Source organism: Bordetella flabilis (assembly GCF_001676725.1).
In the GTDB taxonomy this organism is placed as follows: Bacteria; Pseudomonadota; Gammaproteobacteria; order Burkholderiales; family Burkholderiaceae_B; genus Bordetella_C; species Bordetella_C flabilis.
Genome location: NZ_CP016172.1, coordinates 2,435,480 through 2,456,586 on the forward strand (window position 1 = coordinate 2,435,480; position 21,107 = coordinate 2,456,586).

23 protein-coding genes are annotated in these 21,107 nt (G+C 64.2%); 13 read left to right on the plus strand and 10 right to left on the minus strand.

Translation table 11 applies throughout. From position 1 onward, the window contains the following. The first annotated feature begins 210 nt into the window (after positions 1-210). The gene (locus BAU07_RS10650) at positions 211-1,674 is read left to right on the plus strand and encodes a catalase (RefSeq protein ID WP_066657172.1); all 1,464 of its coding nucleotides are present in this window, start codon (positions 211-213) and stop codon (positions 1,672-1,674) included. Positions 1,675-1,744: 70 nt separating this feature from the next. Here the strand turns inward: BAU07_RS10650 and BAU07_RS10655 are convergent, their stop codons facing one another. After that, positions 1,745-2,425 carry a TetR/AcrR family transcriptional regulator gene (locus tag BAU07_RS10655; protein ID WP_232338280.1) on the minus strand — a complete coding sequence of 227 codons (681 nt, stop codon included), beginning with the start codon at positions 2,423-2,425 and terminating at the stop codon, positions 1,745-1,747. Between the two features lie 35 nt (positions 2,426-2,460). On the opposite strand from BAU07_RS10655, the gene bdcA reads away from it, so the two are divergent. Next, positions 2,461-3,177 (plus strand): SDR family oxidoreductase, encoded by a 717-nt coding sequence (gene bdcA, locus BAU07_RS10660; RefSeq protein WP_232338281.1) that lies wholly within the window; start codon positions 2,461-2,463, stop codon positions 3,175-3,177. A gap of 144 nt (positions 3,178-3,321) precedes the next feature. Here the strand turns inward: bdcA and BAU07_RS10665 are convergent, their stop codons facing one another. From BAU07_RS10665 to BAU07_RS10675, 3 genes are all read right to left on the minus strand, one after another. Then, positions 3,322-3,672 carry a GFA family protein gene (locus BAU07_RS10665; RefSeq protein WP_066657183.1) on the minus strand — a complete coding sequence of 117 codons (351 nt, stop codon included), beginning with the start codon at positions 3,670-3,672 and terminating at the stop codon, positions 3,322-3,324. Between the two features lie 95 nt (positions 3,673-3,767). Beyond that, on the minus strand, positions 3,768-4,379 hold the full coding sequence (locus tag BAU07_RS10670; RefSeq protein ID WP_066657185.1) for a superoxide dismutase: 612 nt from the start codon (positions 4,377-4,379) through the stop codon (positions 3,768-3,770). A 210-nt stretch (positions 4,380-4,589) separates the two neighbouring features. After that, positions 4,590-5,420, minus strand: coding sequence for an NAD(P)H-dependent oxidoreductase (locus BAU07_RS10675; RefSeq protein WP_066657187.1), 831 nt, complete (start codon positions 5,418-5,420; stop codon positions 4,590-4,592). A gap of 67 nt (positions 5,421-5,487) precedes the next feature. Here BAU07_RS10675 and BAU07_RS10680 point away from each other — a divergent pair, with 67 nt between their 5' ends. Next, positions 5,488-6,396, plus strand: coding sequence for a LysR substrate-binding domain-containing protein (locus BAU07_RS10680; protein ID WP_084025568.1), 909 nt, complete (start codon positions 5,488-5,490; stop codon positions 6,394-6,396). A 10-nt stretch (positions 6,397-6,406) separates the two neighbouring features. Here the strand turns inward: BAU07_RS10680 and msrA are convergent, their stop codons facing one another. Further along, positions 6,407-6,910, minus strand: coding sequence for a peptide-methionine (S)-S-oxide reductase MsrA (msrA, locus tag BAU07_RS10685; protein ID WP_066657197.1), 504 nt, complete (start codon positions 6,908-6,910; stop codon positions 6,407-6,409). Then, positions 6,907-7,356: a peptide-methionine (R)-S-oxide reductase MsrB gene (gene msrB, locus BAU07_RS10690; RefSeq protein WP_066657199.1), complete on the minus strand. Its 450-nt coding sequence runs from the start codon at positions 7,354-7,356 to the stop codon at positions 6,907-6,909. The genes msrA and msrB overlap by 4 nt, the downstream gene beginning before the upstream one ends. Before the next feature lie 336 nt (positions 7,357-7,692). Here msrB and BAU07_RS10695 point away from each other — a divergent pair, with 336 nt between their 5' ends. Together BAU07_RS10695 and BAU07_RS10700 are read left to right on the plus strand one after the other, a co-directional pair. After that, positions 7,693-8,874: a PepSY-associated TM helix domain-containing protein gene (locus BAU07_RS10695; RefSeq protein WP_084025570.1), complete on the plus strand. Its 1,182-nt coding sequence runs from the start codon at positions 7,693-7,695 to the stop codon at positions 8,872-8,874. A gap of 487 nt (positions 8,875-9,361) precedes the next feature. Beyond that, a complete protein-coding gene (locus BAU07_RS10700) occupies positions 9,362-11,524 on the plus strand; it encodes a TonB-dependent siderophore receptor (protein ID WP_198168894.1) in 2,163 nt (720 codons plus the stop codon). A gap of 7 nt (positions 11,525-11,531) precedes the next feature. Here the strand turns inward: BAU07_RS10700 and BAU07_RS10705 are convergent, their stop codons facing one another. After that, positions 11,532-11,903: a VOC family protein gene (locus BAU07_RS10705; RefSeq protein WP_066657203.1), complete on the minus strand. Its 372-nt coding sequence runs from the start codon at positions 11,901-11,903 to the stop codon at positions 11,532-11,534. A 296-nt stretch (positions 11,904-12,199) separates the two neighbouring features. Between BAU07_RS10705 and BAU07_RS10715 the strand changes: the two genes are divergently transcribed. From BAU07_RS10715 to BAU07_RS10750, 8 genes are all read left to right on the plus strand, one after another. Beyond that, positions 12,200-12,715, plus strand: a complete 516-nt coding sequence (locus tag BAU07_RS10715) for an SRPBCC family protein (RefSeq protein ID WP_066657207.1) — start codon at positions 12,200-12,202, stop codon at positions 12,713-12,715. A gap of 7 nt (positions 12,716-12,722) precedes the next feature. Next, positions 12,723-13,091: an ArsR/SmtB family transcription factor gene (locus tag BAU07_RS10720; RefSeq protein ID WP_066657209.1), complete on the plus strand. Its 369-nt coding sequence runs from the start codon at positions 12,723-12,725 to the stop codon at positions 13,089-13,091. 157 nt (positions 13,092-13,248) lie between these two features. Continuing rightward, on the plus strand, positions 13,249-14,073 hold the full coding sequence (locus BAU07_RS10725; protein ID WP_066657210.1) for an alpha/beta fold hydrolase: 825 nt from the start codon (positions 13,249-13,251) through the stop codon (positions 14,071-14,073). A gap of 108 nt (positions 14,074-14,181) precedes the next feature. Beyond that, positions 14,182-14,568, plus strand: coding sequence for a VOC family protein (locus tag BAU07_RS10730; RefSeq protein WP_066657212.1), 387 nt, complete (start codon positions 14,182-14,184; stop codon positions 14,566-14,568). Positions 14,569-14,681: 113 nt separating this feature from the next. Beyond that, positions 14,682-15,677 (plus strand): dicarboxylate transporter/tellurite-resistance protein TehA, encoded by a 996-nt coding sequence (gene tehA / locus BAU07_RS10735; RefSeq protein ID WP_198168895.1) that lies wholly within the window; start codon positions 14,682-14,684, stop codon positions 15,675-15,677. A 443-nt stretch (positions 15,678-16,120) separates the two neighbouring features. Then, on the plus strand, positions 16,121-16,594 hold the full coding sequence (locus BAU07_RS10740; protein WP_066657218.1) for a hypothetical protein: 474 nt from the start codon (positions 16,121-16,123) through the stop codon (positions 16,592-16,594). A 37-nt stretch (positions 16,595-16,631) separates the two neighbouring features. Next, positions 16,632-17,540 (plus strand): hypothetical protein, encoded by a 909-nt coding sequence (locus tag BAU07_RS10745; RefSeq protein WP_066657221.1) that lies wholly within the window; start codon positions 16,632-16,634, stop codon positions 17,538-17,540. 49 nt (positions 17,541-17,589) lie between these two features. After that, the gene (locus tag BAU07_RS10750) at positions 17,590-18,483 is read left to right on the plus strand and encodes a hypothetical protein (RefSeq protein ID WP_066657224.1); all 894 of its coding nucleotides are present in this window, start codon (positions 17,590-17,592) and stop codon (positions 18,481-18,483) included. Positions 18,484-18,582: 99 nt separating this feature from the next. Here BAU07_RS10750 and BAU07_RS10755 read toward each other — a convergent pair whose 3' ends face one another. From BAU07_RS10755 to BAU07_RS10765, 3 genes are all read right to left on the minus strand, one after another. Then, the gene (locus BAU07_RS10755; protein WP_066657227.1) at positions 18,583-19,149 is read right to left on the minus strand and encodes a DNA-3-methyladenine glycosylase I; all 567 of its coding nucleotides are present in this window, start codon (positions 19,147-19,149) and stop codon (positions 18,583-18,585) included. Between the two features lie 154 nt (positions 19,150-19,303). Next, a complete protein-coding gene (locus tag BAU07_RS10760; RefSeq protein ID WP_157122184.1) occupies positions 19,304-19,684 on the minus strand; it encodes a hypothetical protein in 381 nt (126 codons plus the stop codon). Between the two features lie 137 nt (positions 19,685-19,821). Next, positions 19,822-21,069, minus strand: coding sequence for an MFS transporter (locus BAU07_RS10765; RefSeq protein WP_066657236.1), 1,248 nt, complete (start codon positions 21,067-21,069; stop codon positions 19,822-19,824). Positions 21,070-21,107: the final 38 nt, after the last annotated feature.

A 21,107-nucleotide genomic window follows, 5' to 3' on the forward strand; every position in this document is an offset into this window, starting at 1 on the left:
CAGCATCTGACGTTGTACAACTATTGCGAACCCATACCGGACTGAGGAAAATGCCGTGCGAAACGGCCCATATTCCGGTCGGCTTTCCGGCGTGTTTTCCGGCGGGCTTTCCGGCACATATGCCGGCGTGTTTGCCGCGTCCTGCCGCTTTCCGCGCGTGGCCGGCACTACACCGTTCCTCGCTACCCGTTCATCTTCCTAGAGTTCCTTATGACCGATAAAACGACCCCGCCCACGCTGACTCACGCAACGGGCGCGCCCGTCGCCGATAACGTGAATATCCAGACCGCGGGGCCGCGCGGTCCGGCGCTGCTGCAGGATGTGTGGCTGATCGAAAAGCTGGCGCACTTCGACCGGGAGGTGATTCCGGAACGCCGCATGCATGCGAAAGGCGCCGGTGCGCATGGCACGTTCACGGTCACGCACGATATCACCCGCTATACCAAGGCCCGCATCTTTTCGGAGGTGGGCAAGCAGACCCCCTTGTTCGCGCGATTTTCCACCGTCGCGGGCGAACGCGGCGCGGCGGATGCCGAGCGCGATATCCGCGGCTTCGCACTGAAGTTCTACACGGAAGAAGGGAATTGGGATGTGGTGGGGAACAACACGCCGGTGTTCTTCTTCCGCGATCCTTTGCGCTTTCCGGACCTGAATCACGCGATCAAGCGCGATCCGCGCACGGGCCTGCGGAGCGCGGAAAATAACTGGGACTTCTGGACGCTGCTTCCGGAAGCGCTGCACCAGGTGACGATCGTCATGAGCGAACGCGGAATTCCGCGCACCTTCCGACATATGCATGGGTTCGGAAGCCATACCTACAGTTTCATCAACGCGGCGAACGAGCGGACCTGGGTCAAGTTCCATTTCCGCACCCAACAGGGCGTCGAGAACCTGACCGATGCGCAAGCGCAGGAGTTGGTCGGTGCGGACCGGGAGACGCATCAACGGGACTTGTTCGAAAGCATCGAGCGCGGCGACTTTCCTCGCTGGACGCTGTTCATCCAGGTGATGACCGATGCCCAGGCCAAGGCGTTCCGCTTCAACCCTTTCGACCTGACGAAGGTATGGCCCAAGGGCGAATTCCCGCTGATCGAGGTGGGCTATTTCGAGTTGAACCGCAACCCGGAGAACTTCTTCGCCGAAACGGAGCAGGCTGCCTTTTCGCCGGCGAACATCGTGCCGGGCGTCGGCTACTCGCCAGACAAAATGCTGCAGGCGCGGCTGTTTTCCTATGGCGACGCCCAGCGCTACCGCCTGGGTGTCAATTTCAACCACATTCCGGTCAATGCGCCGAAGTGCCCGTTCCACAGCTATCACCGCGATGGCGCGATGCGCACCGACGGCAATCTGGGCGGCACGCCATCCTACTGGCCGAACAGCAAGGGCGTGTGGACGGACCAGCCGCAGTTGAACGAACCGCCGCTGGAAATCGACGGCGCCGCGGCCCACTGGGACCACCGCGTCGACGATGATCATTACCAGCAGCCAGGCGACCTGTTCCGCAAGATGAACGCCGCGCAGCGCCAGGCGCTGTTCGACAATACGGCGCGGCAGGTTGGCGGCGCGTCCAGGGAAATCCAGCAGCGTCACATCGACAACTGTGCCAAGGCCGATCCGGAGTACGGTGCCGGGGTGGCGGCCGCGTTGGTGCGGCTGGGCGCCGGGACGTTGTAGGCGGGCCGGAAGCTGGCCACGCTGACGATGGTCATGGCGTGGCCGTGCTGCTTGCGCTGCCTGCCGCCCTTTATGCTTTCCGCGCGGTTGCGCCGGGCCGTGCCGATCCTGCGCGGCGCGGCGGTTTGGAGAGCAGGGCGTCCAGTCCGGCCGCGGCTGCCTTGGCGACCGTGATCAACCTGGCTTCGGTCATCCCTTCCCGCGCGCTGGCCGACAGGCCGGACATGGTGCAGGCGACATAGTCGGTGACGGCATCCGCCATGTCGGGGTGGGAGAGGGCGACGAACGCCCGGATTTCCTCGCGCCGCTGCGCCGCCGAGCGGCGGGCAAGCGCGGCGGCCTCGTCATCGCCTCCGCTTCGCGCCGCTTCCAGGACCAGGCAGCCACGCAATTGCGGATCGCGCGCGTACGTCTGTGCGGCACGCTCAAGGAGTTCCGCCAGTGCGTCCCTGGGCGGACGGCGCGTGCGCAGTATCCCCTCCAGAGCCACCGCTGCCGACGATCGGGTATACCGGTCCAGCACGCGGCTGAAGAACTCCGCTTTGCTGCCGAAGGCCTTGTAGAAGCTCGGCGGCTTGATCCCCAGCGCATCGGTCAGCGCGGCCAGTCCGACCGCGTCATACCCGTGCGCGTGGAACAGGCGCTGGCCAATTTCCAATGCCGTCTCAGTATCGAAGCTGCGCGGGCGGCCGCGCTTCGGCGAAATATTAGTTGTCACTAAAAAATGTCCTTGATGCCCCTCGGCGAACAATATATAGTGATCGATACACAATTCGCAAGGAGGTAATGATGAACGATTTTATGGGCAAGAAGGTAATGGTCATCGGCGGCAGCCGGGGTATCGGCGCGGCGATTGTGTCGGCCTTCACCGGCGCAGGCGCGAAGGTGCAATTTACCTATGCGGGTTCGGAGGCGGCCGCCAAGGCGCTCGCGGCCGATACGGGCGCCACGGCGGTCTATTCCGATGCAGGCGACCGGGAAGGATTGCTGGCCACGGTACGCGATGCCGGCCCGCTTGATATCCTGGTGTTCAACGCGGGCGTGCTGGTCAGCGGCGACCCCTTGACCATCGATCCCGATGCCGTGGACCGCCTTATCGATATCAATGTGCGGGCGCCGTATCACGCCGCGGTGGAAGCGGCGCGGACCATGCCGGAGGGCGGCCGGATCATAGTGATCGGATCGGTGAACGGCGACCGGATACCGTTTCCGGGCCTGGCAGCCTATTCGATGAGCAAGTCGGCCTTGCAGGGCATGGCTCGCGGCCTGGCGCGGGATTTCGGACCGCGTGGGATTACCGTCAACGTCGTGCAGCCAGGACCGACGGACACCGACATGAATCCGGCGACCGGCCCGATGGCGGCGGACATGCACAGCGTCATGGCGATCAAGCGGCATGGCACGGCGCAGGATGTGGCGAGCCTGGTGGTATACCTGTCCGGGTCGCATGCCAGCGGCATTACAGGGGCGATGCATACCATCGACGGGGGTTTTGGCGCCTGAAGAAGGCCGCAGGGCATCCCGCGCCCAGACCCAGGAAGCTGCGAGTGTCGCGCCGCGCTGGACGAGAGCGCCAGCGGCGCGGCGCGCAGTGGAACGGTCGGAGGGGCGGGCGTCGTGCGTGCACGGGATGACGCCGTGCGGCGCTTATCGGATGGAGCGCCCGTCGAAGTGATTCACGGGAATGGCCTGCAGATCGATGCCGTCGATACAGCGGATATTGATGGCCGCCATGGGCTCGCCCGCCGGCGTCGTGCCTTCGCTATAGGGATGGATGCCGCAGGTCAGGCAGAAACGGTGCTTGATGGCGTGCTTGTTGAACAGATAGGCGCCGGCGTTTTCCTCCGGCGTAAGCACGCGCATCGCACTGCGGGAAACGAACCACATCAGCATTCCCTTGCGCTGGCACATGGAGCAATTGCACGATAGCGCAGAGGCGATCTCGCCTTCGGCTTCGAACTTTACGTTGCCGCAGTGGCAGCTTCCCTGGTAGTTCATGCCTGTGGTTCGTCATCCGTTATGGAGTTGGGCCGATGAAGCCCGGCCACGCTGGCGCCGGGCTTGATCGAACGGAATCCCGCGGGTGCCTGCGCCTAGGCGATCGCCGCCTCGTAACGACGTGCGACTTCCGGCCAATTGACGACATTGTAGAACGCCGCAATATATTCCGGCCGGCGATTCTGGTACTTCAGGTAGTACGCGTGTTCCCACACGTCGAGTCCCAGCACGGGCGTATTGCCCGTCATCAGGGGACTATCCTGGTTGGCGGTACTTTCGACAACCAGCTTCTTCTGCGGCGTGACACTGAGCCACGCCCATCCGCTGCCGAAGCGGGTCAGGGCAGCCTTGGTGAAGGCTTCCTTGAATTTCTCCATGCCGCCGAGGTCGGCGTCGATGGCGGCGGCCAACTTGCCGTCCGGCGCGCCGCCGCCGTCGGGAGACATGACGGTCCAGAACAGGCTGTGGTTGGCGTGGCCGCCGCCGTTGTTGCGCACCGGACCGCGCACGGCCTCCGGCAGCTTGTCGATGTCCGCGACCAGTTCCTCGACCGGCGGAAAGGACAGGTTCGCGCCCTCCAGCGCCGCGTTCACGTTGTTGATATAGGTCTGGTGGTGTTTGGTGTAGTGGATCTCCATCGTCTGCGCATCGATATGAGGTTCAAGCGCGTCATAGGCGTATGGCAGGGGAGGCAGGGTATAGGCCATGGGAATTCTCCTTGGTAGGCAAACGGGTGCCGTGCAGGGCGCCGCACAAACCGTACCGGCTCGGTGCCGATACGGGGCGGCAGGAGACTTGCCGTGTAAATGATAAGCACTTTTATTTGACCCGGCAATGTGCCGGCCGGATGCCGCCCCGGCCGGTCCCCGCCACACCGCGCGGACGCCGACCGGCGAGGGTGCCGTGGGCCGGCAGCTTCAAGCAACCGCGGGGTCGACTGCTTCGCCCGGTACGACGCTGGATGGCGGGGGCGATTCGATATGGGCCGCGAAACCCACCTGGCCTGGGGCGACGTCCGGTCTCAGCGTGAGGGCAGGAATTTCATACGCACCGCCGTTTTGCCGTCGAAATGGGATGGGCGCGGTATCCCGGAGCGTATCGAGTCGGCGTCCGAGCTCCTTGCAAATGGCGGCGTAGCGGGCCGCGTCGATGCGGCCCGTGCGGTAGACGACGAACGGCGGCAAGACATCGTAGCCCGGGTAGTACAGGATTCCGTGCTGGATCGGAAAGAGGATATGGTCGATGGGGCCGTTGATCCCGCGCGGGCCGTAGTGGGACTCCCATCCACCGGCGGTGACGACCAGCATCGCGCGCTTGCCGGCCAGCATGCCTTCGCCGTAGCGATCGCCCCAGCGGGTGTCCGAGTGTTCTCCCACGCCATAGCCGAAGCCATAGGCATAGACACGCTCGACCCAGCCTTTCAGGATGGCGGGCATCGAGAACCACCACAAGGGGAATACCAGGATCACGGCATCCGCCCTACGCAGCTTGTCTTGCTCGATGGCGATGTCCTGGCTCTGCCGGCCGGTTTCGAAGGCGTGCCTGGAGTCCAGGGAAGCATCAAGCCGGGCGCCAGGATCCCTATGCGGGAAGTCGTCGGCGTCCAGCGCCGCTTTCCAATGCATGGCATACAGGTCGGATACCTGGACTGTATGACCGGCGTCGCGCAGATGCCGGACGGTGAAGTCTTTCAGCGAACCATTCAATGAACGGCGTTCGGGGTGGGCGTAGACGACCAGAACGTTCATGAAGCACCTCCTTGCGTATGGCAGCAGGATAGGTTCCGGCCGGGTATATTGGAAATGAATAACCAATATTCCAGGTATTGCCGTGATTAATTTGCGTAGGCTGGACGTTAACCTCCTCGTCACGCTGGATGTCCTGCTGTCGGAATGCAATGTGACGCGCTCGGCCGAACGTTTGCATCTCTCCCAGCCGTCGGTCAGCGTGCACCTGGCCAAGCTGCGGGATATTTTTTCCGATCCCCTGCTGTTGCCAGGGGCCCGGGGAATGCGGCCGACCGCCAGGGCCGAAGCCCTGCGCGAGCCATTGCGCATGGCCCTCGAAGCGCTGGAGCGCGCGGTGGCGCCCGCCGAGCCGTTCGTCCCGGCGCAGGCCACCCATACCTGGCGTGCCGCCGCCAGCGACTACAGCGAATCCACCGTCCTGCTGCCCGCGCTGAGGCGGCTGCGATCGGCGGCGCCCGGCACCCGGCTGGCTGTTCTGGAACTGGCGCCGCCCTTGCTTGCCCGCCAATTGGAGCAGGGGGACATCGACCTGGCCTTCCATACGACAGAGGGTGCGCCCCCGGCGCTGCGCCGCCGGGCGCTGTTCAAGGAAAGATACGTCCTGGTGGGAAGGGCGGGGCATCCCCGTTTGGCCAGGCGTCCCAGCCTGGCGCAATTCGGGTCACTCGAACACGTGATCGTGTCCCCGGATGGCGGCGGTTTCCATGGCGTTACGGACCAGGCGCTCGCAGCCGCCGGCATGACGCGGCGGGTCGTGCTTTCCGTGCCTCATTTTCTGTTCGTGCGTGCCGTTCTGGAGCAATCGGACCTGGTGGCCATGCTGCCCTCGCGCCTGGTGCGCGACAGCGACGCGTTGCGCGTCGTGGAGCCGCCCGTGGAAGTGCCCGGATACGAGATGTCCATGCTATGGCACGAACGGTCGCACCGCGATGCCGCGCACCAATGGTTGCGCGATTGCATCGCGGACGCCGTGTGACGGCTGTTCGTCAGGCCGCGCGCCTGGGCAAGCGCCAGTTGGGCCGGACGAAGTGGCAGGTATAGCCGTTCGGTATCCGTTCCAGATAGTCCTGGTGCTCCGGTTCGGCTTCCCAGAACGGGCCGGCTGCCGCCACTTCGGTGACTACCTTGCCGGGCCACAGGCCCGAGGCATCCACGTCCGCGATGGTGTCCTCGGCGATGCGCTTCTGCGCTTCGTTCGTGTAGTAAATAGCCGAGCGGTAACTGGTGCCGACGTCGTTGCCCTGCCTGTTGCGGGTCGTGGGGTCGTGGATCTGGAAGAAGAACTCCAGGATCTGCCGATAGCTGGTCCGGGACGGGTCGAAAATGATTTCGATCGCTTCGGCATGGGTGCCATGATTGCGATACGTGGCATTCGGCACGTCGCCCCCGGTATAGCCGACCCGGGTGGAAATGACGCCGTCGAAACCGCGGATAAGGTCTTGCATGCCCCAGAAGCAGCCGCCTGCGAGCACAGCGCGTTCTTGATTCATCGTACGTCCTCCACCTGATCGAGATAAGCCCCGTAGCCTTCGGCTTCCATCCTGTCGCGCGGAATGAAGCGCAGCGACGCGGAATTGATGCAGTAGCGCAGGCCGCCGCGGTCGGGCGGGCCGTCGGGGAAAACATGGCCCAGATGGCTGTCGCCATGGACCGACCGCACTTCGGTGCGGATCATGCCATAAGAGCTGTCGCGCAGTTCGTTGATGTGCGCCGGTTCGATAGGCTTGGTAAAGCTGGGCCAGCCGCAACCCGACTCATACTTGTCCGACGAGGCGAACAAGGGTTCGCCGGAAACAATATCGACATAGATGCCCGGTTCCTTGTTATCGAGATACTCGCCGGTGCCGGCGCGTTCGGTGGCGCTTTCCTGCGTCACGCGGTACTGCTCGGGCGTGAGATTCGCGATGGCGTCCGGGTCTTTGCGGTACGTGCTCATGGTGCTCTCCTGTCGATATGCGGCCGGTGTGCGCGGCATGCCACAGCGCGGCGCGGTGAAGCAAACGATACGCCGGCTCGGTATATCAGTCTGCCGCTTTCGCGGCATGACGGCCACTGGGATGCCGCCGGACGCAGGGCGCTTTCACACAGGCATGCAGATGGGGCCAATCCACGGATATCCAAGTCCCGTCGGGCGCGGGGCGGTGCCCTCATGCGTGAGCGGAAGACGTGGCGCGCGGAACATAGGCAGGGCAGTGGCGGTCCGCCCGGGCATATCGACGCCCGTTCCATCTGTGTAGAATGCGACTCATTGTCAATTGCGTGCCGCGTGCAGATGAAGATCCGGACCTTTCGTGGCTGGTATTGGGTCCATAAGTGGACAAGCCTGGTATGCATGGTGTTCCTGCTGCTGCTTTGCCTGACGGGGCTTCCCCTGATTTTCGGGCATGAGATCGACCATTGGCTGGGCAATGGAGTCGAGGTTGCGGAGATGCCGCAATCCAGCCGTGCCGCGCGGGTGGACGATATCCTGGCCCGGGCGCTTGCGCGGCATCCGGACACGGCCGTGCGGTATGTCACCGCCGACGACGAGGACCCTGTATGGTTCGTTTCCCTGTCATCGCGCACGGCGCCGCGCGCCGGAGGAGTGCTGCTTACCTATGATGCGCGCTCCGGCGAGTTGTTACGCGACACGCCCTTGCGAACGGGCTTTATGCGGATCATGGTGAAGCTGCATACGGATCTGTTCGCTGGCCTGGCCGGCACCTTGCTATTGGGGCTGATGGGCGCGCTGTTCATCGCCTCTATCGTTTCCGGCATCGTCGTCTATGGGCCGCTCATGAAGAAGCTGCCATACGGTACGGTACGGCGCGACCGCTCCGCGCGCCTGAGGTGGCTGGACCTGCATAACGTCCTGGGCATGGGGACGGTGTCCTGGGCGGTCGTCGTTGGCGCGACCGGCGTCCTGCTGACTCTGTCCAAGCCGGTATACGGAGTATGGCAGGCCACCGAACTGCGATCCATGATCGCGCCCCATGCGGCGCTGCCGGCGCCCGCTTCGCTCACATCGCTGGACGCCGCCCTGGCATTGGCGCGGCAGGAAGAGCCGGGGATGGTGCCGGCGTTCGTGGCATACCCCGGTACGCCGCTGGCGGGGCATCGGCATTATGCGGTGTTCATGCGCGGGGATGCGGCGGTGACAGCGCGCCTGATCAAACCCGTGCTGGTGGACGCCGAAACGGGCGCCTTCGCCGGCAAACGCGATATGCCCTGGTATGTCGCCGCGCTGCGGATTTCCGGTCCCCTCCATTTCGGCGATTACGGTGCGATGCCGCTGAAGCTGCTGTGGGCGGTGTTGGATCTGATCACCATCGCGGTCCTGGCCAGCGGGATCTATCTGTGGCTGGGCAGACGTCCACCCGGGCGGGGTGGGCTCGTATCGGCGGCGAATGCACATAGCGGCGGTGCTTCACCGACCGCAATGACGGCTTCGGGCCAGGCGCGGGTGGGTCGATGACTGCGCCGGGTTCCTTTCTATGGGTCTATGGCGTGCCGATGGGGCTGGCAGCGATGGGATGCATAGGCCTCACTGCGGCGCTTATTGGCGACGGCTGGTGGGACGGACTCTCCTGGGCGGCCCTGGGGGTTATGACGACGGGCGCTTTGTGGCCGGCACTGCACTGCGCGCGGTATCGCCGGAAGGCGGTCCACCCCGGGGGCCCATCGGGCCCTGAACGGCAATAGGGCAGCCGCGGCGCGGATCGGAGCCGGATCGAGACGCCCGGAGCGGGCGCCAGGGCAGGGGGCGCACCCCCTGGCAGGCCGGCCAACTACCGCCTTGCTGCCCTTGCTCTTGCGCTGTGTACACATTTTCCCCATAATCCATTCCGCATTTACGAATCATTATCATTAGCAATCGCATGTAGTAAGATGTCGTGCCTCCAGGCTTGGGCGCGTCGATATGCTGTTCCGGGGGGTATATGGGGCGAAGTAAAAGGGTATCCATGGCACGCCTGCATGGGGTGATGTGGGCGGGGCTCGCTGCCGGGGCCGCCGGCTATCCGGAGACTGGGCGGGCCGAGGACGCCGCGGTTCAACTGCCCACGGTAGCGGTTACCGCCGAGGGCGAGAGCGCGACAGGGCCCGTGGACGGATATGTGGCGCGGCGCAGCGTGACGGCGACGAAGACGGCCACGGCGCTGGAAGATACACCGCAGTCGATCTCCGTCATCACCCGACAACAAATGGAGGATCGCGGCGTCCAGAATCTTTCCGAGGCCTTCGCGTACTCGGCCGGGGTCATTGGCGACAACGTGGCCGAAGCGCGATATGACAAACCCGTGATTCGCGGCTTTCCGGCCAGGCAGTATCTGGACGGCCTTTACATCAACTATTACGCGAGCGGCTATTTGATGCCGCGCATCGAAACATACGGGCTGGAGCGCGTAGAGATTCTGCGCGGGCCGAGCTCCGTGCTGTATGGCGCGAATTCGCCGGGCGGCCTGGTGAATCTGGTCAGCAAGCGTCCCACTGCCGATACCCGGGGCGAAGTGAATGTCCAGTATGGTTCGGACGATCGCAAGCAGACCAGCTTCGATTTTTCCGGCGCGGCCGATCCCAACCAGAAGGTGTTGTACCGGTTGACTGGCCTGTTTCGCGACAGCGGTACCCAGACGAATCATGCCGACGACGACCGGATATTCATCGCGCCCGCGCTCACCCTGCGCCCCAGCGCGGACACCACGTTTACGTTGCTGACGCATTATCAACGTGACCGGCAAGGCACGGCGATCAACTTCCTACCCCGCGAGGGGACCATCGTGCCGACGGTGAACGGCCGGCGTATTTCGACATCCTTCTTCACTGGCGAACCCGATTTCAATACTTTCGATCGGGAGGAATACGCGGTCGGCTATGCCTTCGAGCACCGCTTCAACGATACATTCACCTTGCGGCAGAACCTGCGCTATACCCACAGCGATCTGGACTATACGGGTGTTTACGCCTCGGGCTGGTCCTCGCCCGCGCAGCGCTATCTAAGGCGCGGATCCGTCGACGCCGGCGGGCAACTGGATACCCTGGGCGTGGATACGCAATTGCAGGGCGACTTCACGACCGGCACGCTGCGGCATACCGCCCTGGTCGGCCTGGACTACCAGAACGGGCATTTCGACGACAAGCAGGGTTTCGGAACGGTAGGCAGTGGACTCGGCCTTATCGATCCGTTCGATCCCGTCTACGGTTCTTCCATCAATCCCATTGCCTCGTATACCTACGCGGAACAGAAACAACGCCAGCTGGGCGTGTACCTGCAGGACCAGCTCAAGCTCTCGGATGCTGTCACCTTCGTCGCCGGCGGGCGAAAGGACTGGGCCAGGGCGCATACCACGTCGACCCGCGTCCTGACCGCAACCCAGGCAAGCACAGTGACGCGGACCGCGATCGAGCAGGATGACTTCACCTACCGGGTGGGCCTGCTTTATCACGCAGCGCATGGCGTTACGCCCTACGTCAGCTATGCCACTTCTTTCCAGCCGCAGGCTGGAACCGACGCGGCGGGCAACGCATTCCGTCCCACCACCGGCAAGCAGACGGAGGTCGGCGTCAAGTACCAGCCGGAGGGCAGCAACAGCTTCATCACGGCGGCGGTTTACGACTTGCGGCAACAGGATGTGCTGACGAGCGACCCAGACCATCCTACGTACCAGGTGCAGACGGGCGAGGTCAGGTCGCGAGGGGTGGAGCTGGAAGCCACCATGGATTTCGAGAACGGGTTCAAGGCCCAGGCTGCCTATACCTATATGGATATGGAGGTGACCCGCAGCAACGGCCCCGATCTCAACAAGGTGCCGACCAACCGGCCGCGCCACACCGGGTCGCTATGGCTGGACTACACCCTGCGGGGAGGACCGCTGCGCGGCCTCGGAATGGGCGTGGGAACGCGGTACATCGGTTCGACGTGGGGCGACACGGCCAACACCTTCAAGGTGCCCTCGGTGTGGCTGGCCGATGCCGCATTGCGCTATGCCGTGAACCGCAACTGGCATGTCTCCCTGACCGCCACGAATCTGTTCGATAAGGAATACGTTGGCCAGTGCGGCAGCGCGACGACCTGCTATTACGGTTATCGGCGCAGCGTCCTTGCCACGGCGACGTACCGGTGGTGAGGTGCGGTCACTGCATGGAGTGCAAGCCGAACATATTGCCTTCGGTATCGTAGGCGAGGGCAATATAGCCGTATTGGCCGATCGACATCTTTTCCTTGTCCACGCGTCCACCCGCCTTGGCGACGCGAGCGGCTTCGACCGAACAATCATCGCAGCCGAAATAGATCAGGGTGCTGTTCCCACCCGATGGGACCCCCGGCATGCAGACGAGTGCCCCGGCGATGCCAGGCTCTTCCATACTCATCGGAAACGCGTACATCTCCATGCCGGGCGCGTCCAGCTTCTCGAACGTCGCGTCCAGGACAGTCTCGTAGAAACGCCTGGCGCGGTCCATGTCCTGGACGTAGATCTCGAACCAGCGACCGGGGTTGTAGTTCATGGCGTGCTCCTTTGCGATTGAGGAAAACCTTTCGCCCGCCATAGGCAACGGGCACGCATACGGCGTGCAGCGGCAGCGCGATCACGAGGGCCTGCCCGGTATGGACGGCGGCAATGCCGTCGGCATCATGCGGGCTACGCCTCGGTACGCGAGCGTGGCGCGGGCCACGACACGATAACGGCAGGCGCGCAAGGCATCAATGATGCATCGCGGCGTAGACTCGGCGCTTAAAAAGCAACCTTAAGGTTGCATCTTCGCAGGGAATCGCCGTAGCATAGGCAAAGCGGAGGTTGCCTATGAGCCAGACAGACCGTATCGAAAAGCAAGTCCTGCTGCGCGCGCCACGCGAGCGGGTGTGGCGCGCGATCAGCGAGGCCGAACGCTTCGGCGCGTGGTTCGGCGTGCGTTTCGATGGCGCGTTCGCCGCCGGCGCCAGGTTGACCGGCCGCATCACGCCGACCCAGGTGGACGCCGCCGTTGCGGCGGCACAGAAACCCTACGAGGGATTGCCGTTCGAGTTCGTTATCGAACGGGTGGAGCCGATGCACCTGTTTTCCTTCCGCTGGCATCCCTACGCCGTGGAGCCGGACGCGGACTATACGCAGGAACCCATGACGCTGGTCAGCTTCGTCCTCCGGGACGCGCCCGAAGGTACGCTCCTGACCATCACTGAAAGCGGTTTCGACAGTATCCCGCCGGCGCGCCGGGCCCAGGCTTTCGCGGCGAACGAGGGAGGCTGGTCGCATCAATGCCGCCTGGTGGAAAAGTACGTGACCATGACGATGGGCCAGGGCGGTGGACAGCTGGAATGAAGCCGGAATGATTCCCCCCCTGAACAGGCGTTCGCGCGCCCGCCCGGCATTGCCGCCGCCGGGCGCCGCACCCATCTTCGCGGCATTGGGCGACGCAACGCGCTTGCGCATCGTTGCGCGGCTATGCGATGACGGACCGCTGTCGATCGCGCGACTGAGCGAGGACGCGTCCATATCGCGGCAGGCGATCACCAAGCATTTGCAGGCCTTGGCGGCGGCCGGCCTGGTGATCAGCCGCCGCGCCGGCCGTGAGCATCTGTGGGCGCTGGAAGGCAGCGGGCTGACCGAGGCGCGACGCTATCTGGACGCCATCTCGGCGCGCTGGGACGACGCGCTGGTGCGCCTGCGCGCCTACGTGGAAGACGACGGCTCCTGACACGCCGAAAAGGCAAGCGACCCGCCCTTGGACCGCCTGCCGCGGATCTATTCCGTTGGACGACCTTCACGCATGTTCGATAGACGGCATGGCGGCACCGGTATACGCTTGCTCCGGCCAGTCGGCCGCTTCTGCAACCACGACCCGAGGACTCGCGATGACCACGATCACCACGAAAGATGGCACCGAAATCTACTACAAGGACTGGGGGACGGGGCAGCCCATCGTCTTTCATCATGGTTGGCCCCTGAGCGCGGACGACTGGGACGCGCAGATGCTGTTCTTCCTTCACCACGGTTACCGCGTGATCGCCCATGATCGGCGCGGGCATGGGCGCTCCACGCAGACGGCGCACGGCAACGAGATGGACACCTATGCGGCCGATGTGGCGGAACTCGCCGCCGCGCTGGACCTGCGCGATGCCGTGCATATCGGACATTCCACGGGGGGAGGCGAGGTGGCGCGCTATGTCGCCCGCCATGGCAAAGGACGCGTGGCCAAGGCGGTTCTGATCGGGGCCGTGCCGCCCGTCATGGTGAAGTCGGAAAAGAATCCCGGCGGGCTGCCGATAGAGGTATTCGACGGTTTCCGGGCCGCGCTCGCCGCGAACCGCGCGCAATTCTTCCTGGACGTGCCGGCCGGCCCCTTCTATGGCTACAACCGCAGCGGCGCCAAGGTGTCGCAGGGCGTGATCGAAAACTGGTGGCGCCAGGGGATGATGGGCGGCGCCAAGGCGCATTACGACTGCATCAAGGCTTTCTCGGAAACCGACTTCACCGAGGACCTGAAAATGATCGACGTGCCCGTCCTCGTCATGCATGGCGACGATGACCAGATCGTCCCCTTCGAGGACTCGGCGCCCTTGTCGTCCAAGCTGGTGAAAAACGCGACGCTGAAGGTATACAAGGGCCTGCCGCACGGCATGTGCACCACGCATCCCGAAATCATCAATCCGGATCTATTGGCCTTCATCCGGGGCTGACCCACGATGCGGGCACAATGCCGCCCGCGGCATGCCGTGCCCGCTACCACCCGGCCGGCAGCGCGTTCCATCGCGCCGCCGGCCGATTCACGTTCAGGAGGAGACGAAATGATCGACCATCTTTCGTTCGGCGTGACCGACCTGGATCGGAGCCGCCGTTTCTACGATAGTGCCCTCGGCGCCCTGGGCTACCGGCGCCATGGCGCCGACGCCGATGCGTTGTGGTATGGCGCGGACGAACCCGTACTGTGGCTGCTCAAGACCGCCCGGCCCGTCGTTCCCGACGACGAATCGGGCCTGCACCTGTCGTTCGCAGCCAAGACTCCGGAGGAGGTGCAGGCGTTTTATCGCGCCGCGCTGGACAATGGCGGCCGCGATAACGGCAAGCCTGGCATCCGTCCCGAATACAGTCCGGGCTATTACGCGGCCTTCGTATATGACCCCGATGGATATCGGGTGGAAGCCAACTGCCACGTTCCCGTGACAGGCGAATGACCCACGCGACGGGGTGAACCAGGCACGCTTGCATGCCGTGACAGGACCGGCTCGATCCGGCAGAATGCGCCTGCGCGTAAGGGGCGCGATTCAGCATGCAAAAGGGGTCGACAATGGGAAGACGTGCGGGTATGCCGGCCGTGCCGGCGGGTTTCTTCGGTATCGTGCTGGGACTGGCCGGGTTGGGCAGTACATGGCGCGCCGCCCACCAGGCGTGGCAACTGCCCGCCGTGGTGGGCGAGTCCATCCTGCTGTTGGCCGCCATTGTGTGGGCGGTGCTGGCCGTGCTCTACACGATGAAGTGGCTCTATGCGCGCGATGCCGCCCTGGCGGAAGCCGCGCATCCGGTGCAGTGCTGCTTCATCGGGCTTGCCGGCGTGGCCACCATGCTGATCGCGGCGGCGGCCGTTCCTTATTCGCGGCCGGTCGCCATGGGGCTGTTTTTACTGGGGAGCATGTTTACGCTGGCCTTCGCCGTGTGGCGCACGGGCGGCCTGTGGCATGGCGACCGCGAGCCCACGAGCACCACGCCCGTGCTTTACCTGCCGACCGTCGCCGGCACCTTCGTGGCTGGCACGGTTGCCGCCGCGCTGGGGTATCGGGATTGGGGGCAAATGGCGTTTGGCGCGGGATTGTTTTCCTGGCTCGCCATCGAATCGGTGCTGTTGGCCCGTATGTTCAATGCGCCCGGCATGGCCAAGGCCTTGCGGCCCACGCTCGGTATCCAACTGGCGCCGCCGGTGGTGGGCGCCGTCACCTTGTTGAGCGTGGCGCCGGAAGGGTTGCCGGTGTTCTTCGTGCAGGCGATGCTCGGCTACGGCCTGCTGCAATGCCTGATCCTGCTGCGCTTGCTGCCGTGGATCATGCAGGAACCGTTCGCGCCGTCCTATTGGGCCTTTACCTTCGGCGCCACCGCGCTCGCGACCGCGCCTATCCGGTTGCTGGTCCAGGGCAGCGACGGGCCCGTCACCGTTCTCGCCCCCATCCTTTTCGTGTTTGCCAATGTGGTGGTGGGCTTGGTGGCGGTTGCAACCGTGCATCGCGCCGCGCAAGGGCGCCTGTTCGGCCCACCGGCGGCCGCTGCGCCCGACAAGGCCAATGCTGCCTGAAAGAAGCAGCTTGGCCTAGGACGGCCGGGCCAGTAGACGTTTCGCCTGGTCCTTGAAGCGATCGGCCGCAGCACGCGCTGCGGCCGATTGCGTATGGCCACCCGTGGCGGCGTCCCGACCCGCTCGCGCGGCGCCCCTTCAGCGCCGTTGCCAGACCGCGTCCAGGGCAAGTGTGGCGGTTCCGTCGTTCGCCCGGATCCGTCCATGCAAGCCATCAACTGGCCATATTGGAGTTCTTCGTTTTTGCCTTCTCCCCTCGTTACAAACAACGACACCCAGGGCCGAAGGTCCTCAGGCCTAATTATTCCGCACTCGCGAACCAGTAGCGCCATCGGTCGCGTACCCGGGATAGAGGCAACGCTGGATATGTGAGTGGATGGGCCGCCTTATGGAAGGCAGGGCGTCGCGCCCCTCTCCGGGAAATCCACACGAGGAAAACGGATATGAAGATTATCAAGGCTTCTGCACTTGCCACGCTGATGCTGCTTACCTCGCTCGATGCCGTGGCGGACCAACAGCCGAGTCCGCAAGACCGGCATCCGACCGTAAGCAGCGGGCCTCCCGCCCGCTCGAACCAGTCCGCGCCATCGGCGCCGCCGGCATCCCAACGGCCTGGGCAGCCCGCGAACGATAGCCAGCAAACATGCATGGCGGGATATATCGTCGGCATGTTTCCCGCCATGAATGGATGGGACGATTGGCTGCTATGGCTGTCACCTACCGGTCCGAGCTGGTCCAACGGCGATACCGTCCAATTCAGGTTCTATAGCCACGCGACCACCGACTTCAACAGCGGAAGAATCATCTATGCAACGGCCCTGCAAGCCATGGCGTTGGGACAAAAGGTGGCCTTGGTGGACTGGAGCGGCAACTGCAACGGAGGGTGGGCCGAGAGTATCCAGGTATGGTATCCATGAGACTTCCGTAGGCTTTCCGCACCCGTAGGGGCCTGATATGTCGCGCTTCCAGTCCTTCGTTCTGCAGTGCGTGCTGTTCGTGCCGCTTGTGATGTTGTCCGGAAAGTGTATGGCGGTGAATGCGTGGATTTTTATTCCGACCCAGTCCGCGGCCCAGGCGGAGAGCCTGATGGACAGGATATTCGGGGGCCAGGATATAGAGCTGACACCGCGCGAATCGGATCTGCTGGCTCAGGAGTTCCTGAACTTCCTGGTTACCCCCCTGACTCACAGGCATTTCCTGTTCGCGTATGGGACGCCACGCCAGGCAACCGGCAGCCTCAACAGGGAGGCATTCCAGTATGGCCTGCTGCTGCAAATCCGTGTTGATATGAACTTTCGCGTCGCCGACCAGGTCATCTGGGCGTTCAGCAAGGAGCTGACCGCGGAGAACGATCCCAGCGGCAGCCTCAGGAGAATGCTCGAATTCGGCCCTGTGTTCGGGAATCTGTATGCCTCGCCCATTTCCAGAGGCGGCTTTGTTGCAGGATTCGACGGAACAACCGTTCCTCATACCGCGGTAATCAATGCCAGCATCCAGCATCGCGGTGTGCTTGATCCGGCGGTGGAGAATCCGGCCTGGGATCCCAATACGCCATTCGGCCCCAACAATACCCCTGTCGATTTTTCGGATCCGCCCACCGCCATGACGCCGCGGGCCATCCAGGTCATCCGGCAAGCGGCGAGGAACATTTTTACCGTGGCGGCGGTGTGTGTGGCCTATTGGGTGCTTACCAACTATGGAAGCGGGCCAGGCGGTCAACCGGAGGATGCCAGCGCCGGCACGGGAACGTGCACGAACGTTGCGTTGATGCAGCTGACGGAATTCGACGGGCTTGAAGCCGGGTATCGCGCGCGATTTTCGCCGGCCGTGAACGGCATCATCCATACATTTTCAGACGAGTAGTGCTCCATGAGCACCCGACAAGCTTTGCTGACCCGCAGGTGGAGGCGACATGTCACGTTTGCAATCATTCGTCCTGCAGTGCGTGCTGTTTGTCCCGCTTGTGGTGTTTTCCGGGAAGTGCCTGGCCGTCGATGCGTGGATTTTCATTCCGACCCAGTCGGCGGCCCAGGCCGAGGACCTGATGAACGGTATCTTCGGCGGTCAGGACATACGACTGACGCCGCGTGAATCGGACCGCCTGGCGCAGGAGTTCCTGAACTTCATGGTCATGCCCCTGACCCACAGGCACTTTTTGCTCGCCTATGGAAGTCCCGTCGAGGCAATGGCGACGCTGCGCATGGAATCGTTCCGGTATGGCCTGCTGCTTCAGATACGCGTGGACCAGAACTTTCGGCGCGCGCCTCTGGTCCTTCACGCCTTCAGGAACGGCTTGAACCGCCAGAACGACCCGGGCGGGAACATAGGGGAAATGCTGACTTACGGCCCGGTGACGGGGAACCTGTACGCGTCTCCCTTTTCCAACGGCGGTTTCATCGCAGGATTCGATGGAACAGTCGTTCCTCACACCATCGTCATCAATGCCAGGGTCGAGAATCGGGGTGTGCTCGGTCCTCTGGTCGCCAATCCAACCTGGGACGAACGTACCCCCTTCGGACCCAACGATACCCCTGTCGATTTCTCGGATTCCTTCTCGCCGGTCGATGCGATACAGGTCATCCGCCAGGCAGCGCGGGCTGTCTTCACCGTAGCCGCGGTGTGTGTGGCGTATTGGGTCCTGACCAACTACGGAAGTGGCCCCGGCGCCCGGTCGGTGGATGGCAGCGAGGGCACAGGAACGTGCAACAACGTCCAGTCGATGCCGCTGAAGGAATTCGTCGACCTTGAAAGCAGGTATCGCGCGCGATTCATGCCTGCAGTGAACAGCATCATCCAGACATTTTGAGTCCAGCGGCCCGCTGTCCTGTCCCCGGGATGGCAGGTATTGAGGCAATACGGCAGCGGTTGCGCAAAGACTCCAGGCGGATGGTGGCGTGGCGGAGCGTTACCGGACTTCCGGTCGCCGGAAACAATCGTCGGCGTGGTCATTGACAATGCCGACGGCCTGCATCCAGGCGTAGACGATGGTGGGGCCCACGAACTTGAATCCACGGGCCTTCAGCGCCTTGGATATCTGCTCTGACAACGGGGTGCTGACCAGGCGGCTTTTGCCGTCGCCTTGCAGCGCCTTGCCATCCGTGAACGACCAGCAGAAGTCGCTGAAGGATTCACCCTTTTCCTGCATCTCGCAGTAGATCTGCGCGCCTCGTATGGTGGCTTCGATCTTGGCGCGGGCCCGGATGATGCCGGGGTTGTCCATGAGCCGTTCGACATCGGCCGCACCGTAGCGTGCGACCGCGGCCGGCTCGAAGCCGTCGAAGGCCAGCCGGAATGCATCGCGCTTGCGCAATACCGTGATCCAGGCAAGGCCCGCCTGGAAGCCTTCCAGCATCAGCATTTCCCACAGCATGCGGCTGTCCCGCTGGGGGACGCCCCATTCTCGGTCGTGGTATTCGCGCATCAAGGCGTCGTCGGACGCCCAGGTGCAACGATGTCGGGTCGGCGTATTCATCGATGGGACCGTCGGCAAGTGTGGACCGACGGGATTGTAGTGCCGTGTGGTGATGGCGATGCCGCCGGGTCCGCATGCCCCGAGCCGGCACGTATGAAGCGCCGATGGCGTCCGCAATGGACGCGATCGGGGCCGGCGTGTGGCGCAGGCAGGTTCAGCGGCCTTGCGGGGGACGGGATGGTCCCTTATCGTCCCGGCCGTTGATGAGCAGCTCGCCGAGCACGGCGACATCCGAGCGCATGTCGATGCGTGCCAGCCATTCGGCGATTCCTTTCAGCGACAGCCCGCTTGACGGCGGCGATTCTTCGATGGGCGACACGTCCACCGAACGCGCCGGGCGCCGGGCAGGAATGCCGGACCCGACTTCACGGGAAGGCCTGGTGCCCTGCGTGTCGTTCACCCCCACGGCGGACAGCTCCTGGACCAATGTGTCCGTGTGCGCGGGCGGGCCGGATGTGCGCGCGGCCGGCTGCTGGGCGATGTCCGGCATCGCGCTTGTAGGGCCAATCTGGTGACTGGCTGCCGATAGGGTCATGAAGGCCTCCGTGGGAATGTTGGAAAGGAGGCCCCTGAGTACGGCGCTCGCATCGAAGGTTCCGGACCCACGCGCTTATCGGACGCGCGCTTGCCGCAAGATCACGCAGCGCACCCGATGCGGAGCCGCGACGGCGCTCACGCCGCGGCGGTCCGCGCCGGCGAAGCCGACACATCCACCGTGCGGTCGTCGATCGGAAAATGCAGCAGCGCGGCGACCAGCCCCGCGGCCGCCGTGAAAATCCACAGCAGCGAATAGGAGCCGGTCATGTCCAGCACCAGGCCACCCAGCCAGGCGCCCAGGAAGGAGCCGATCTGGTGACTGAAGAAGCACACGCCGAAGAGGGTGCCCAGGTGCCGGATGCCGAAGACCTTGGCCACCAGGCCGCTGGTCAGGGGCACGGTCCCCAGCCATGTCAGGCCCATGATCGCGGCAAAGACGACCACTGTGAGCGTGGTCTTGGGCAGCAGGAAAAAAGCCGCGATGGTGACGCCGCGGATCAGATAGAGCCAACCCAGTACGTGCTGCTGGCGATAGCGTCCGCCCAGCCATCCGCATGTCCAGCTGCCCGCCATGTTGAACAGGCCGATCAGCGCCAGCGCGGTCGCCCCCAACGCCGGTGGCATATGGCAAAGCGCCAGGTATTGCGGCAGATGCGTCGCGATGAATGCAAGCTGGAAGCCGCAAGTGAAAAAGCCCAGGGTGAGCAGCCGGAAGCCGCGATGGCGACCGGCCTGCGCCAGCACGTTGCGCAGGGAAGGAGGCGGCGAGGCGGGTGCGGTGGTGTCGCGCACGGGTCGACGCTCCATGATGACGCCGAACGGCGCCACCAGCAGGATCGTGGCGGCAAGCACGAGCAGCGACGCAGAGATTCCGGACGATTCGCGCACGAACTGAGCGAGGGGCACCATGACGACCTGACCCAGCGATCCGCCCGCGCTGACCCATCCCATGGCAACGCTGCGCGTGTGCGGGGATGCAATACGGCCGATCGCCGGGAGCACCACGCCGAACGCGGTGCAACTGATGCCGATGCCGACCAGCAGTCCCATGCTCAGGACCAGCATGCCGCCGGAAGGAGCCAGGGCCGCCAGCGCCAGGCCGGCCGCCAGCACGACCGCGCCGAAGGCGACGACCGGCGCGGAGCCGTAGCGGTCGGCCGCCGCGCCGGCGAAGGGTTGCGCCAGGCCCCATACCAGGTTGTGCAGGGCAATGGCCAGCGCGACCAGCGTTACCGGCACCCCGCGATCATAGGAGAACGGCCCGACGTACAGCCCGAAGGTCTGTCGGATGCCCATGGCCACGCTCAGGATCAATGCGCCGGCAAGTACGGCGACAACGAGGCGGTGCGAGGATGTCGAGGTCGCTGAGGGAAGGGTAGGCATGCGTGTCAGTCTCCTGGCCCGTATGATCGCCGCAGCCC